The sequence below is a fragment of the Paucibacter sp. B51 genome, assembly GCF_027863535.1.
GTDB lineage: Bacteria > Pseudomonadota > Gammaproteobacteria > Burkholderiales > Burkholderiaceae_C > Paucibacter_A > Paucibacter_A aquatilis.
Genome location: NZ_JAPIVN010000002.1, coordinates 149,795 through 163,624, shown reverse-complemented (window position 1 = coordinate 163,624; position 13,830 = coordinate 149,795). Strand labels below are relative to the sequence as shown.

Sequence of the window (13,830 nt, the reverse complement as noted above, 5' to 3'; positions counted from 1 at the left end):
TTAGGCTAAAAAAATGCGCCGTATCGGCGCTGATCGATTGTGTGAAGAATCAGTTTTCTTGGGGTGTGCTGGCGTCGATCGCCAGCGCATGGATGCCTTGCTGCATCAACTCACCCAACGAATGATATACGAGCCGATGGCGCGCCACGCGGCCCAGGCCGGCGAAGCGGCTGCTGCAGATGCGCACGGAGTAATGCCCACCTTCCCGGGCACCGGCGTGGCCGGCATGGAGGTGGCTGTCATCTTGCACCTCGAGCGATTCGGGACTGAGGGCGGCTTGCAGCCGGGCATGGATTTCCTGGCTCAGGGCGGGGTGACTCATGCCTGGGGTCCTTGGGCTTCCTGGGCCGTGGGCTTCTCGTCGGCCTTGTCTTCGGCCGGCGGCTCGGGCAGGTGGCGGCTCAGATAGACGCCCTGGGCGACGGTGAACACCAGGATCAATCCGGTGACGCCGAAGACCTTGAAGTCGGCCCAGGTCGAGGTCGAGAAGTTGTAGGCCACGTAGAGATTGGCAATACCGAGGGTGGCGAAGAACAGCACCCAGGCACGGTTCAGGTTCTGCCAGACAAAGGCGGGCAGCTCCAGCTCGGCGCCCAGCATCTTCTGGATCAGGTTCTTCTTGAAGAACTGGGCCGAGCCCCAGAACACCAGGGCCATGCCCCAGTACAGGCCGGTGGGCTTCCACTTGATGAAGGTTTCGTTGTGGAACCAGATGGTCGCCCCGCCCAAAATCACGACCAGGGCCAGGCTGATCCAGAGCATCAGGTCGATCTTCTTGCCGCGCAGCTTGAGCAGCAGGGCCTGGGTCAGCGTGGCCACCATCACCACCAGGGTGGCCAGCAGCACGGCGGCCTCTTCGGTGCCGACCTTGCCGCCCGACACCATGAAACCGAAATGCTCGGTGGCAAAGGCCGCGGCCCAGTCCTTGTGGGCCTCTGCGTATTTGAAGGTGGCAAAGAACAGGATCAGCGGCAGAAAGTCGAGCAGGAGCTTCATGTGCAAGAGCGGCGGGGCGGTGGGCCTCGCGGGGAATTCGTCAACAGGCAGCCGCGAAGGGAGTCCTCAAGGCTTGGGCGCGAAGTCTATCGCGGCCGAGTTGATGCAGAAGCGCTCGCCCGTGGGCTCGGGGCCGTCCGGGAAGACATGGCCCAGGTGGGAGCCGCAGTTGTTGCAGCGCACTTCGATGCGCACCATGCCGTGGCTTTCATCGACGATGCGCTCGATCAGCTCCGAACTGACCGGCGCCCAGTAGCTGGGCCAGCCACAACCGGCATCGAACTTGGTCTCGGGCGCGAACAGCGCTTCGCCGCAGCCGACGCAGCGGTAGAGGCCGTTCTTTTCGAAATGGTCCCAGTACTTGCCGGTGAAAGCGCGTTCGGTGCCGGCCTGGCGGGCCACCTGGTATTGCATCGGGTCGAGTTGGGCGCGCCATTCGGCCTCGCTCTTCTGCACCGGGTACTGTTTTTTGGGGTCGCTCATGATGAACAGGACACTTCCAGGGTGTAGGCCCAATCGGGCGGGAAGGCCGCATCGCTGGCCTGCGTGGGCTCGTCAAACGGCCGCTGCAGCACTTGCAGCAGGCGCTGGGTCTCGGAGAAATTGCCGACCTGGGCGGCGCGGATGGCGCCCTCGGCCAGATGGTTGCGCAGCACCACGGCCGGGTTGACGGCGCGCATGGCCGCCTGACGCGCGCCATCCTGGCTGGCCTCGGCCTGCAGGCGGCTGCGGTAGCGCTGGGCCCAGGCGTAGAAGGCCTCGCGGTCCAGGAACAGGTCACGCAAGGCGCCGGGGTCATCGTGCAGGCCGAACTGGCTGAGCCGGCGGTGCGCGATGGTGTAGTCCACCTGGGTGGCGGCCAGCAGGCGCAGCCAGTCGTCGATCAGGGCGGTGTCTTCGGCCTGCGCGCTGTGCAGGCCCAGCTTGGCCCGCATCAGGGCGATGAAGCGCTCGCTGAAGGCTAGCTTGTAGGGCTCGATCGCATCGAGTGCGCGCTCGCTGGCGGCCTCGGGGGCTTCGCCCTCGTTCTGGATCAAGGGCAGCAGGGCCTGGGCCAGGGCATGCAGGTTCCAGAAGGCCACGCTGGGCTGGCGGGCAAAGGCATAACGGCCTTGGTGGTCGGAGTGATTGCAGATGTGGCCGGGGTTGAAGCCGTCGAGGAAGCCGAAGGGGCCGTAGTCGATGGTCAGGCCCAGCATGGACATATTGTCCGTGTTCATCACCCCGTGGCAGAAGCCTACGGCCTGCCAATGGGCGAGCAGGCTGCCGGTCTGGCGCGCCACCTGCTCCAGCAGGGCGATGTAGGGCGCGCCCGATTCGAGGCAGGCCGGCGCGTGCTCGGCGATGAAGTGATCGGCCAGCTGGCGCAGCTGCACCGGCTTCTGGTGGTGAGCAAAGTGCTCGAAATGGCCAAAGCGCAGAAAACTCGGTGCCACTCGGGTGACGATGGCGGCAGTCTCCAGGCTCTCGCGCCGCACCGGCAGGGCCGAGGCACTCAGCGCCAGGGCGCGGGTGCTGGGGATGCCCAGCGCGTGCATGGCCTCGGAGCAGAGGAACTCGCGGATCGAGGAGCGCAGCACAGCGCGGCCGTCACCGCGGCGCGAGTAGGGCGTGAGGCCGGCGCCCTTGAGCTGCAGCTCCAGGCTGCCGCTGGGCGTGGTGATCTCGCCCAGCAGGTGCGCGCGTCCATCGCCGAGCTGGCCGGCCCAGACACCGAACTGGTGGCCGCTGTAGACGCTGGCCAGGCTGCGCATGCCGGGCCAGGCGGCATTGCCGCTGAGCACCTGCAAGGCGTTCCAGTCTTCGCGCTGCCACCAGTTCTCGGGCCAGCCGAGCTCGGTCGCGCAGCTGGCGCTGTGCGCCACCCAGACCGGTTGCGGCATGCCTTGCGGCGGCAGCTCGGTGAAGAAGGCCGGGCCCAGGCTGGCAAAACGGTTCCGCCAGTGTTCGGCCTGGGGCGGCGAGGCGCTTGGAAAACTCATGAGCTCAGTGTAGCCAGCCACCCCTGGCCTCAGGGTCTGTGGGGCTGCTGGAGCGGCGCTGCCAGCGGCCGCTCGGCCCTCGCACAGCCAGCCCCCTGGCCGAGGGGCTGGCGCTTCCTGTCCACGCCTGGGTGGACCCTATACTTTGCCGGCTTTGCCCATCCCGCCCGGCCCAGCTTGTCGCCCCGGGTGATCGCCTTTGTTCTCTGACCGCGCTCTTGCCGCCACTGCCCATGTCCACGCCCAAGCTGATTGCCACCAGTCTGTTGACCGCTTGCCTGCTCGCAGCCTGTGGTGGAGAGAGTTATGACAGCCTGATGGCCTCGGCCAAGACCTCGATCGGCAAGGGCGACAGCAAGACCGCCATCATCCAGCTCAAAAACGCCTTGCAGAAGTCGCCCGAGTCTGGTGAGGCTCGTTTCATGCTGGGCAAGGCCTTCCTCGATGTCGGCGACAGCCGCTCGGCCGAGGTCGAGCTGGGTAAGGCGATCGCGTTGAAGTTCGCGGCCGACCAGGTCGTTCCCCTGATGGCCCGCGCCCAGGTGGCCAATGAAGCGTTCAAGGCGTTGATCGAACAGCAGGGCAGCACCAAGCTCGGCGATCCCAAGTCGCAAGCCGATCTGCTGACCTCGCTGGCCATCGCTTTTGAGTCGACCGGTGCTTCGGACAAGGCTCATGCGGCCATTGCCGAAGCTCTGCAGCTGCAGCCCGAGTACCCGCCCACGCAGACCCTGCAAGTGCGCATGAAGGCGCGCGATGGCGACTTCACCGGGGCCCTGCAGATGATCGACAGCCTTTTGCAGCGCGACCCCAAGCTGGCCGAGGTCTGGCGCCTCAAGGGTGACATCCTGATGGTCAACCGGCGGGTCGAGGGCGCCCAGGCGCTCGCCGCGGCGGCCAGTGCCGGCGTGGCCGGCGCCAGTTCGGCGCCGGAGGCTGGCAGCGCGTTGACCGGCACGGCCAAGACTGCAGTCGAGGCCTACCGCGAGGCCATCAAATTGCAGCCCGGCGATGCCGCGGCCCATACCGGCCTGCTCAACTTCTGGCTGGACAACGGCGACCTGCCGGCCGCCACCGAGCAGCTGGCTGCACTCAAGAAGGTGCTGCCCAGCCACCCGCAAACCGTGTATTTCGAAGCCCTGCTGACCTTCCGCCAGCGCGATTTCAACCGCGCCCGCGAGCTCAGCCAGCAGCTGCTCAAGCAGGCGCCCGAGAACCCCCTGGCCCTGCAGCTGGCCGGCGCGGTCGAGTTTGAGCTCAAGGGCTATGTGCAGGCCGAAGAGCATCTGGGCAAGGCCCTCAAGCTGGCGCCCAATCTGGGCATCGCCCGCCGCATGCTGACCCAGGTCTACCTGCTGACCGGCCGGCCCGCGCGCGCCGTGGCCGTGATCTCGCCGCTGCTGCAAAACGGCAATGTGGTGGACGCCCAGCTCTTCTCCCTGGCCGGCGAGGCCTACCGCCAGAACGGCGATGACAAGAAGGCTGCGGCCTTCTTTGCCCAGGCCGCCAAGCTCAACCCCGGAGATATGCGCAGCCGCACCCAGCTCGCCCTGGGCAAGGCCGGCACGGCCTCGCCCGAAGAGGTGCTGGCCGAGCTCAAGACCATTTCCGATGCCGACCCCAGCACCGTGGCCGATGTGGCCTTGATCCGTGCGCATCTGCAGCGCCGCGATCTCGACAAGGCCCTGTCCGCGATCGAGGTGCTGGAGCGCAAGCAGCCCAACAAACCCATGGCTCACAATCTGCGCGGCCTGGTCTACCTGGCCCGCCGCGATGTGCCGGCCGCGCGCAAGAGCCTTGAACAAGCCCTGAAGGTGGACGCCACCTTCTACCCGGCCGCCGCCTTGCTGGCTTCGCTGGATCTGAACGACAAGCAGCCCGCGGCGGCCAAGAAGCGCTTCGAGGCCTTGCTGGTGGCCCAGCCCGACAACGTCAACGCCCAACTGGCCCTGGCCGAGCTGCATGAGCAGGCCGGCGGTACCAAGGCCGAGGTCGAGGCCATGATCACCAAGGCCATCACCACCAAGCCCAATGCCCCCGCAGCGCGCGTGGCACTGATCGATTTCCAGCTGAAGTCGCAGAACCTCAAGGCCGCGTTGAGCGCTGCCGAGCAGGGCGTGGCTGCCTTGCCGGAGAGCCCCGAGCTGATGGAGGCTCAAGGTCGCGCGCGTGCCCTGGCTGGCGAATACCAGCAGGCGCTGGAGTCCTTCAATGCCCTGGCCCGTGCCCAGCCGCGCTCGCCGCTGCCGTCCCTTCGTCTGGCCGAGGTCTATGTGGCCTTGAAGAAATACCCCACGGCCATCGGCCACCTCAAGCGTGCGCTGGAGCTGGCCCCCGACAACCTGGTCGTGCAACGCCGTCTGGGCGAGGTGCAGCTGAGCAATGGCGAAGTCAAGGAGGCGCTTGCCACCGCCGCCGCCCTGCAAAAGCGCGCGCCGGGCTCGCCCCTGGGCTACAGCCTGGAAGGCGATGTCCAGGCCCAGCAGAAAGCCTGGGCGCCAGCCGCCGCCGCCATGCGCCGCAGCCTGGACAAGGCGCCCGACAGCACCATCGCCAGCAAGCTGCACTACGTGCTAAGCGCTGCCGGCAACAAGGCTGAGGCCGACAAGCACACGGCCGACTGGATCAAGGCCCATCCGGACGATGCCGAGTTTCTGTTCTACATCGGTGGTGTCGAGCTGACCCAGGGCCAGCTGCAGGCGGCCGAAGCGCGCTTTGCCGCCGTGCAGAAGCTGCAGCCCGAAAACCCGGCCGTGCTCAACAACCTGGCCTGGCTGGGTATGAAGCTCAACAAGCCCGGCGCCTTGGCCCTGGCCGAGAAGGCGGTGCAGCTGGCGCCCAAGCAGGCGCCTTTCCTGGACACCCTGTCCTCGGTGCTGGAGGCGGAGAACAAGCTGCAGCGCGCCATCGAGGTGCAGACCCAGGCCCTGGAGCTGCAGCCGCAGAACCACGAACTGCGCCTGCGTCTGGCCAAGCTCTACCTCAAGTCCGGCGACAAGCGCCTGGCCGCGGCCGAGCTGAACCGACTGGCCACCGTGGGCAAGCAGTACGGCAACCAGGCTGAAGTGCAGCAGCTGCTGCGCGGGCTCTGAAGCGCTTTATTTGGAGTTGCCTGGCGACGGTGCCAGCCAGGCCAGCAGCTGCCGGCTGACCGCCGGGCTGCTGAGCAGCTGCAGGTGACCGGTGCGGTAGGCGATGTGGCGCGCCTCGGGCGCGAAGTCCAGGCGCAGGGTGGGGTCCTCATGCTCGCCCAGGGCGCTGCGCAGAGGCACCAGGCCATCGCCGAGCAGGCGGTCGGCCATAGGGCTGCGCTTGGTGGCCGTGGTGCCGGCCAGTGCGTAGCAGGCGATGCCCGCCGGCAAGGGCAGGGCTTGCTGCGGCACAGGGCCCGCGGCAAAGCGGTCGCGGCCCTGCCAGTCGGCGTCCTGCACCAGGCCGTGGCGCAGGTCGGTGATGCCGGCGCTGCGCAACTGGCCCAGGCGGGCCAGCGGGGCGCTGTGGCGGTTGCTGCCCAGCAGCAGGTCCACCCAGTGCCCGGCCCGCTCCATCGGCGCGCCCTGGTGCGGCGAGCCCAGGCAGACCAGGCTGTGAACACGCTCGCGCCATCCCAGACCTTGGTCTTGTGCCAGCTTCACCGCGCTGCGCGCCACCAGGCCGCCCATGCTGTGGCCGACGAGGGTGATGCGTTTGACCGGCACCGGCCAGGCGTCCACGGTCTGCTGCAGCAGCTGTGCCAGGTCGCGGCCGTTCTCCGAGATATGGCGGCCCGAGTTGTAGCGCAGGTAGAGCCGGTTTGCGCCCAGGGAGCGGGCCAGGATCTCGCCGTGGTCATGGGCTTGGCCGGCCTTGTTCTCGCTGCGCCATTGCAGATCGTTCATGCACAGGCCGTGGATCAGCAGCAGCAGGTGGCCCGTGGGCGCCGCGCTGAGCGCATCGGGGTTCTGCACCGTCATGGCCAGGGCCAGCGGGTTGCCACTCTCGGCCAGATGGTCGCCCATCACGCCGTTGAGTGCGGCCAGCAGGGCCAGGCGCTGGGGCGAGGGCTCGCCGGCCTCCTGCGATTCATCGGCCGGCCAGGCGGCCAGCAGCTGGTCGACACCCCGGCCCAGCAGGCGTGTGCTGCCGCGGATGCTGCGGTAGACCAGGCCGGTCAGGCCGGCGCTGCGGGTTTTTTCCTCCTCGCGGCGGCCCTGAAGTCCCAGCCGTGACCAGACGGCCTGATGCATGCCTTCGACGATGTCGGTCACGCCCAGCGTGCCTTGGGTGGCCAGCTGGGCCAGGCCGCGCAGCTCGCGGGCGCTCAGCAAATGGGTGGCCTTGCGGCGTGTGGGCTTGGGCATGGGCAGCAGGCGGGCGGATGACGAGAGATCGCGCCGCGCCCGCGCATTGTGGGCGGCCCAGCCCGCCCGTGCCTAGGTTCAGCTCACCAGATTGGCCAGGAAGAGTAGGGCCAGGATCAAGGAGGTCACGCACATATTGAGCGTGGCCAGCAGCGAGGACCGCAGCAGCGTGCTCCACCAGCGCGTGCGGTAGACGCGCTGGATGGCGACCAGGGCGTAGCCCATGCTGGCGAATGTGGCGGTCAGTTGCAGTCCCTCCACCGGAACCAGCATCAGCAGCAGCATGGCGAACCAGAAAGCATGCAGATGCAGGGCAAAGACCAGGTGCTCGGTGTAGCGCAGGCGTTTGTCGATGAAGATCAGCTTCAGCCACAGGGCAAAGGCCGGCAGCAGCAGGAACATCGTCAGGCCGAGGTTGTTGAGGCTGCGCGTGACCACATGCAGGATTTCCTGCTTCAGGTGCCCGCGGCCCTGGGCCAGGCGCTTTTCCAGGCGCTTGCACATGGACGCGGGCAGGCCCTCGCAAAAGAACTTCTGGTTCTTGATGCCAAAGCGCAGGCCGGCCAGGCCACCGACCTGGAAGTTCTGGTCGTCGCCCGGGTCCAGCTCCACCACGGCGCCGCGGCTTGCCGAGGCAGGCGCCGATGCTGGAGTGCCTGCCTGCAAGGCCGTGGATGCTGGCGCTGACGCCGTGACAGCGATGGCAGCAGCGGCTTGTGCGTCCTCTTCGGCTTGCGCCTCCAGCTTGGGCGCCGTCACCAGGCGCAGGGCCAGCAAGGCCAGCACGCTGATGGTCAGGTACAGGCGCAGGGGCAGCACATAGCGGCGGCGGCGGCCTTTCAGATACTCCAGCGTCAGCTGTCCGGGCAGGAGCAGCAGACGCCAGAGCGTGCGCCAGAGCGCGCCTTCCATCGAGATGTAGGCACCACCGAGCTGCTGGGTGAACTCGCCCAGGGTCGGGGCGCGCACCCGCGATTCCTGCCCGCATTCACCGCAGTAGTTCGGCCGTGGCTCGGCGAAACGGCTGCCGCAGTTGGGGCAGAGCGCCGGATCGCTGGGGATGTCGGGGTGCAGGACGGCAGCAAAAAAGCGAGGGGGACGCAGTGAAAGACGCATAGGTGTCGATTCTGGAAGGCCGAGCATAGTAGGCGCAAGCCGGCCGACTCGGGCTAACCCTGATCCGGGTGCGACAGCCCTGCCGGGTGCATCTGCCTAGAATCGAACGATCGTTCTTTTTTGGGGTGAACGGGTGAACGGGTGAATTGCGAATCGTGAATCGTGAAACACAGACCTTGTCCACGAGCCGCCGGCCCCTTCACCCGTTCACTTGTTCACCTGTTCACCCACAGGCCACCCACCATTCGCCACGCACGCCCATGTCCACCCTCTACGAAGTCCGCGGCAGCAGCGCTGTCATCACCCTGAACAATCCGCCGGTCAACGGCCTGGGCCTGGCGACACGCCAGGCCATCGTCGCTGCCATCGAGCGGGCCGAGGCCGACCCGGTCGTCACGGCCGTGGTGATGACGGGCGCCGGCGCGGCCTTCTCGGGCGGGGCTGACATCAAGGAGTTCGGCAGCCCCAAGGCCATGAGCGAACCCAATCTGCCCAGCGTGGTGGCCTTGGTCGAAGCCTGCAGCAAGCCGGTGGTGGCGGCCGTGCACAGCGTCTGCATGGGCGGAGGTCTGGAGCTGGCCCTGAGCTGCCACTACCGCGTGGTGGCAGTCGGCACCAAGGTCGCCCTGCCCGAGGTCAAGCTGGGCCTGCTGCCCGGCGCCGGCGGCACGCAGCGCCTGCCGCGCGCCCTCGGTGTCGAGGCGGCGCTGAACCTGATCGTCAGCGGCGAGATCGTGGCGGCCGAACTGCTGGCTCAGGTGCCGGGGCAAAAGCTGTTTGACCGGGTGGTGGCTGGCGAGGTGCTGGAGGCGGCCCTGGCCTTTGCCGGCGAGATCGCCACGCAGCGCCCGCTGCCGCGCGTGCGCGATCTGCCCGCCACACATGCCAACCCTGAGGCCTTCTTCCAGTTCGCTCGAAACATGGTGGCCGCGCAGAGCCGCAACTTCCCAGCGCCGCTGCGCTGCCTGGAGGCGGTGGCTGCGGCCGTGAACCTGCCCTTCGAGCAAGGCTTGCGCGCCGAGCGGGAGGGCTTTGCGGCCTTGATGATCACGCCCGAGTCCAAGGCCTTGCGCCATGCTTTTGTGGCCGAGCGGGCAGCGTCCAAGATCGCCGATCTGCCGCCCGGCACGCCGCTGCGCGAGATCCGCCAGGTGGCCGTGATCGGCGCCGGCACCATGGGCAGCGGCATTGCCATGAATTTCCTCAACGCCGGCCTGCCCGTCGTGCTGCTGGAAAGCCAGGCCGAGGCGCTGGAGCGCGGCCTGGCACGCATCCGCAGCAGCTATGAGGCGCAGCTGAGCAAAGGCAAGCTCAAGCAGGACAAGCTGGACGCGCGCATGGCCCTGCTGCGCGGCAGCCTGAGCTATGCCGACATCGCCGATGCTGACTTGGTGATCGAAGCGGTGTTCGAGGATCTGGACGTCAAGCGCCAGGTCTTCGAGCAGATCGACGCCGCGGCCAAGCCCGGTGCCATCCTGGCCTCCAACACCTCGACCCTGGACATCAACACCATCGCCGGTTTCACCCGCCGCCCGCAGGACGTGCTGGGCCTGCATTTCTTCAGCCCGGCCCAGGTGATGAAGCTGCTGGAGGTGGTGCGCGGCGCGGCTACCGGCCACGATGTGCTGGCCACCGCCATGGCCCTGGCCAAGAAGATCCGCAAGACGGCGGTGGTGGCCGGTGTCTGCGACGGCTTCATCGGCAACCGCATGATCGAGCAGTACGCGCGCCAGGCCGGCTTTTTGCTGGACGAGGGCTGCTCGCCCGAGCAGGTGGACCGCGCGGCCGAGGCCTTTGGCTTCGCCATGGGTCCCTTCCGCATGAACGACCTGGCCGGCAACGACATCAGCTGGGCCATCCGCAAGCGCCGCGCGATCGAGCGGCCCGAGCAGCGCTACTCGCAAAGCGCTGACCGCCTGTGCGAGCGCGGCCGTTTCGGCCAGAAGACCCAAGCCGGCTGGTACGACTACCGGCCCGGCCGGCGTGAGGCCCTGCCTTCGCCCGAAGTGGCGGCCTTGCTGGCCGAGCACCGCGCCGCTCTGGGCCTGCAGCCGCGCCAGATCCGCGATGAGGAGATCGTCGAGCGCCTGGTGCTGGCCCTGGTCAACGAGGGCGCCCGCCTGCTGGAGGAGGGCATCGCCCAGCGCGCCTCGGACATCGACATGGTCTACCTCAGCGGCTACGGCTTTCCGCTCTGGCGCGGCGGCCCCATGTGCTATGCCGACAGCCTCGGCCTCTTCAATGTGCGGCAGGCCATGAAGCGACTGGCACGCAACCCGCGGGACGATGCGGCCTTCTGGGAGCCCGCACCCCTGCTGCAGCGCCTGGTGGCCGAGGGCAAGAGCTTCAACAGCTGATCATCCTTCCCGCCTCGACCCCTCATCTGAAGAATTCGGAGCTGAATCGCCATGAACCACGCCCTGATTGTGTCCACCGCCCGCACCCCTCTGGCCAAGAGCTGGAAGGGCGCTTTCAATATGACCCACGGCGCCACCCTGGGCGGCCATGTGGTGCAGGCCGCGGTGGCCCGCGCCGGTCTCGCGCCCGAGCGGGTCGAGGATGTGCTGATGGGTTGCGCCTTCCCCGAGGGCACGACCGGCGGCAATATCGCCCGCCAGATCGCCCTGCGTGCCGGTCTGCCGGTCAGCGTCAGCGGCATGACGGTCAACCGCTTTTGCTCCAGTGGCCTGCAAAGCATTGCCCTGGCGGCCCAGCGCATCATGGCCGGCGAGGGCGAGGTGTTTGTCGCCGGTGGGGTGGAGAGCATCTCCTGCGTGCAAAACGAGATGAACCGCCACATGGCTCAGGAGCCCTGGCTGCAACAGCACAAGCCCGAGCTCTACTGGAGCATGCTGCAGACGGCCGAAACCGTGGCCCAGCGCTACAGCATCAGCCGCGAGCGCATGGACCAGTACGGCGCGCAAAGCCAGCAGCGCGCCTGCGCCGCCCAGGCGGCCGGGCGCTTTGCCGAGGAAATCGCGCCCATCACCGTGCAGATGGGCGTGGCCGACAAGCTGCGCGGCCTGAGCACGCGGGAAGTGACGGTCAGCCACGACGAAGGCCTGCGCGAAGGCACCACCTATGAGGGCATCAAGGACCTGCGCAGCGCGCTGCCCGGCGGCCTGGTCTCGGCCGGCAATGCCAGCCAGTTCTCGGACGGCGCCGGCGCCTGCGTGCTGGTCAGCGAAGCCCTGGCCGCGCGCGAAGGCCTGCAGCCCCTCGGCCGCTTCCTCGGCTTTGCCGTGGCCGGCTGCGAGCCCGATGAAATGGGCATCGGCCCGGTCTTCGCCGTGCCCAAGGTCTTGCAGCGCCTGGGCCTGACGGTGGACGACATCGACCTCTGGGAGCTGAACGAGGCCTTTGCCGTGCAGGTGCTGTACTGCGCCGATCGGCTGGGCATTCCGCAGGAGCGGCTCAATGTCAATGGCGGCGCGATTGCCCTGGGCCACCCCTACGGTGTCTCGGGCCAGCGCATGACCGGCCATGCGCTGCTGGAAGGCCGGCGCCGTGGCGCCAAGCGCATCTGCGTGACCATGTGCATCGGCGGCGGCATGGGTGCGGCCGGCGTTTTCGAGGTGCTGTGATGGCTTTGCGCGCCACCTTGGACTTTCTGCTGCGCGACTGGCTTCAGGTCCAGTCGCTGAGCGCGCGACCGCGCTTTGCCGAGCATTCGCTGGAGGGCTATGCCGCCGTGCTGGACAGCTGCGAGCGCATCGCCGCCGAGCAGTTCGCGCCGGTCAACCGTGCCTGCGATGCCGAGGAGCCACGCTTCGACGGCGAGCGCGTCATTCTGCCGGCCTCCACCAAGCAGGCGCTGGATGCCTACATCGCCTCCGGCATGCTGGCGGCCTCGCAGGACGAGGCCCAGGGCGGCCTGCAGCTGCCCTGCGTGATCGAGACCGCCGCCAATGCCTTTTTCCAGAAGGCCAGTGTGGGCATCAGCGGCTATGCCTTGCTGACCGTGGGCAATGCCAATCTGCTGCTGGCCCATGGCAGCGAGCGCCAGCGCGCCGTGTTCGCCCAGCCGCAGCTGCAGGGCCGCTGGTTCGGCACCATGTGCTTGAGCGAGCCGCAGGCGGGCTCTTCCTTGTCTGACATCCAGACCCGGGCCGTGCCCGATGGCGAGGGTTTTGAACAGGACCCCCTGGGACCGCGCTACCGCTTGCGCGGCCACAAGATGTGGATCTCGGCCGGCGAGCATGAGCTGAGCGAGAACATCGTCCACCTGGTGCTGGCCAAGATCCCCGATGCCCAGGGCCGCCTGGTGCCGGGCGCGCGCGGCATCTCGCTCTTCATCGTGCCCAAGCATGGCGTCGATGCCGATGGCCGGCTGAACGGCCGGCGCAACGCGGTGGCCCTGGCCGGCCTCAACCACAAGCTGGGTTTCCGCGGCACCAGCAACTGCCTGCTGAACTTTGGCGAGGGCGGAGCAGGGGCCATCGGCTATCTGGTCGGCCAGCCCGGCGAGGGCCTGCGCTGCATGTTCCACATGATGAACGAGGCGCGCATCGCCGTGGGCCTGGCCGCCACCATGCTGGGTTATGCCGGCTTTGAAGCCAGCCTGGCCTATGCCCGCCAGCGGCCGCAGGGACGCAGCCTGGGAATGGGCGTCAAGGACGCAGCCCAGCCGCAGCAGCTGATCATCGAGCATGCCGACGTCAAGCGCATGCTGCTGGCGCAGAAGAGCTATGTCGAGGGCGCGCTGGCGCTGGAGCTGTTCTGCGCGCGCCTGGTCGATGAGCAAAAGACCGGGGCGCCGGAAGCGGCGGCCGAGGCGGCGCAGCTGCTCGAGGTCTTGATTCCCATCGCCAAGAGCTGGCCCAGCGAATGGTGCCTGGAGGCCAACAGCCTGGCCATCCAGGTGCTGGGCGGTGCCGGCTACACGCGCGATTTTCCGGTCGAGCAATATTGGCGCGACAACCGCCTGAACATGATCCACGAGGGCACGCACGGCATCCATGGCCTGGACCTGCTGGGACGCAAGGTGGTGCTGAATGGCGGCCAGGCCTTGCGCGTGCTGGTCGCGCGCATCAACCGCACGGTCGAGGCCGCCCTGCAGCGGCCGGCCCTGGCGGCCCAGGCCAATCAGCTGGCGGCCGCCCTGGCTCAGCTGGGCCGGGCCAGCAAGGCCGCCTGGGCCACGGGCGAGCCCGAGGTGGCTCTGGCCAATGCCACACCGTATCTGCAGGCTTTTGGCCACGGGGTGCTGGCCTGGTTGTGGCTGGATGTCACACTGGCGCTGGACGATGCAGCGGTGAGCTCGGACTTCGCGCAAGGCAAGCGCGCCGCCGCCGCGTATTTCTATCGTTATGAACTGCCCAAGATCGGCGCCTGGCTGGCTGTGGTCGAGAGCCGCGAGCCGCTGTGCCGCGAGATGCAGGACGGGTGGTTCTGAG

At 67.9% G+C, this 13,830-nt stretch carries 10 protein-coding genes; 4 read left to right on the top strand and 6 right to left on the bottom strand.

The window, feature by feature from the left end; genetic code table 11:
- Positions 1-49 precede the first annotated feature (49 nt).
- The 4 genes from OOB33_RS21670 to OOB33_RS21655 all read right to left on the bottom strand — a co-directional run bounded on the left by OOB33_RS21670 (position 50) and on the right by OOB33_RS21655 (position 2,978).
- A complete protein-coding gene (locus OOB33_RS21670; protein WP_102766445.1) occupies positions 50-322 on the bottom strand; it encodes a BolA family protein in 273 nt (90 codons plus the stop codon).
- Positions 319-996 carry a septation protein A gene (locus OOB33_RS21665; RefSeq protein ID WP_271010183.1) on the bottom strand — a complete coding sequence of 226 codons (678 nt, stop codon included), beginning with the start codon at positions 994-996 and terminating at the stop codon, positions 319-321. Before OOB33_RS21665 ends, OOB33_RS21670 begins: the two co-directional genes overlap by 4 nt.
- Positions 997-1,062: 66 nt before the next feature.
- Positions 1,063-1,479 carry a peptide-methionine (R)-S-oxide reductase MsrB gene (gene msrB, locus OOB33_RS21660; protein ID WP_271010182.1) on the bottom strand — a complete coding sequence of 139 codons (417 nt, stop codon included), beginning with the start codon at positions 1,477-1,479 and terminating at the stop codon, positions 1,063-1,065.
- The gene (locus OOB33_RS21655) at positions 1,476-2,978 is read right to left on the bottom strand and encodes a protein adenylyltransferase SelO (RefSeq protein WP_271010181.1); all 1,503 of its coding nucleotides are present in this window, start codon (positions 2,976-2,978) and stop codon (positions 1,476-1,478) included. The genes msrB and OOB33_RS21655 overlap by 4 nt, the downstream gene beginning before the upstream one ends.
- A gap of 233 nt (positions 2,979-3,211) precedes the next feature.
- Here OOB33_RS21655 and prsT point away from each other — a divergent pair, with 233 nt between their 5' ends.
- On the top strand, positions 3,212-6,070 hold the full coding sequence (gene prsT, locus OOB33_RS21650; RefSeq protein WP_271010180.1) for an XrtA/PEP-CTERM system TPR-repeat protein PrsT: 2,859 nt from the start codon (positions 3,212-3,214) through the stop codon (positions 6,068-6,070).
- Positions 6,071-6,076: 6 nt separating this feature from the next.
- Here the strand turns inward: prsT and OOB33_RS21645 are convergent, their stop codons facing one another.
- Both OOB33_RS21645 and OOB33_RS21640 read right to left on the bottom strand, forming a co-directional pair.
- Positions 6,077-7,318 carry a lipase family alpha/beta hydrolase gene (locus OOB33_RS21645; protein WP_271010179.1) on the bottom strand — a complete coding sequence of 414 codons (1,242 nt, stop codon included), beginning with the start codon at positions 7,316-7,318 and terminating at the stop codon, positions 6,077-6,079.
- A gap of 78 nt (positions 7,319-7,396) precedes the next feature.
- A complete protein-coding gene (locus tag OOB33_RS21640; protein ID WP_271010178.1) occupies positions 7,397-8,434 on the bottom strand; it encodes a DUF3667 domain-containing protein in 1,038 nt (345 codons plus the stop codon).
- Positions 8,435-8,694: 260 nt separating this feature from the next.
- Here OOB33_RS21640 and OOB33_RS21635 point away from each other — a divergent pair, with 260 nt between their 5' ends.
- Genes OOB33_RS21635 through OOB33_RS21625 form a run of 3 tightly spaced genes read left to right on the top strand, consistent with a single transcriptional unit; the run spans position 8,695 to position 13,829 of the window.
- Positions 8,695-10,791 carry a 3-hydroxyacyl-CoA dehydrogenase NAD-binding domain-containing protein gene (locus tag OOB33_RS21635; protein ID WP_271010177.1) on the top strand — a complete coding sequence of 699 codons (2,097 nt, stop codon included), beginning with the start codon at positions 8,695-8,697 and terminating at the stop codon, positions 10,789-10,791.
- A 51-nt stretch (positions 10,792-10,842) separates the two neighbouring features.
- Positions 10,843-12,018 carry an acetyl-CoA C-acyltransferase gene (locus OOB33_RS21630; protein WP_271010176.1) on the top strand — a complete coding sequence of 392 codons (1,176 nt, stop codon included), beginning with the start codon at positions 10,843-10,845 and terminating at the stop codon, positions 12,016-12,018.
- Positions 12,018-13,829: an acyl-CoA dehydrogenase gene (locus OOB33_RS21625; RefSeq protein WP_271010175.1), complete on the top strand. Its 1,812-nt coding sequence runs from the start codon at positions 12,018-12,020 to the stop codon at positions 13,827-13,829. The genes OOB33_RS21630 and OOB33_RS21625 overlap by 1 nt, the downstream gene beginning before the upstream one ends.
- The last annotated feature ends 1 nt before the right edge of the window (position 13,830 follow it).

Excerpts from the sequence above, each read along its gene's own strand:
- OOB33_RS21630 (WP_271010176.1), top strand. The coding sequence starts at position 10,843 with ATGAACCACGCCCTGATTGTGTCCACCGCCCGCACCCCTCTGGCCAAG.
- OOB33_RS21665 (WP_271010183.1), bottom strand. The coding sequence starts at position 996 with ATGAAGCTCCTGCTCGACTTTCTGCCGCTGATCCTGTTCTTTGCCACC.
- msrB (WP_271010182.1), bottom strand. The coding sequence starts at position 1,479 with ATGAGCGACCCCAAAAAACAGTACCCGGTGCAGAAGAGCGAGGCCGAA.
- OOB33_RS21625 (WP_271010175.1), top strand. The coding sequence starts at position 12,018 with ATGGCTTTGCGCGCCACCTTGGACTTTCTGCTGCGCGACTGGCTTCAG.
- prsT (WP_271010180.1), top strand. The coding sequence starts at position 3,212 with ATGTCCACGCCCAAGCTGATTGCCACCAGTCTGTTGACCGCTTGCCTG.
- OOB33_RS21670 (WP_102766445.1), bottom strand. The coding sequence starts at position 322 with ATGAGTCACCCCGCCCTGAGCCAGGAAATCCATGCCCGGCTGCAAGCC.
- OOB33_RS21635 (WP_271010177.1), top strand. The coding sequence starts at position 8,695 with ATGTCCACCCTCTACGAAGTCCGCGGCAGCAGCGCTGTCATCACCCTG.
- OOB33_RS21645 (WP_271010179.1), bottom strand. The coding sequence starts at position 7,318 with ATGCCCAAGCCCACACGCCGCAAGGCCACCCATTTGCTGAGCGCCCGC.
- OOB33_RS21640 (WP_271010178.1), bottom strand. The coding sequence starts at position 8,434 with ATGCGTCTTTCACTGCGTCCCCCTCGCTTTTTTGCTGCCGTCCTGCAC.
- OOB33_RS21655 (WP_271010181.1), bottom strand. The coding sequence starts at position 2,978 with ATGAGTTTTCCAAGCGCCTCGCCGCCCCAGGCCGAACACTGGCGGAAC.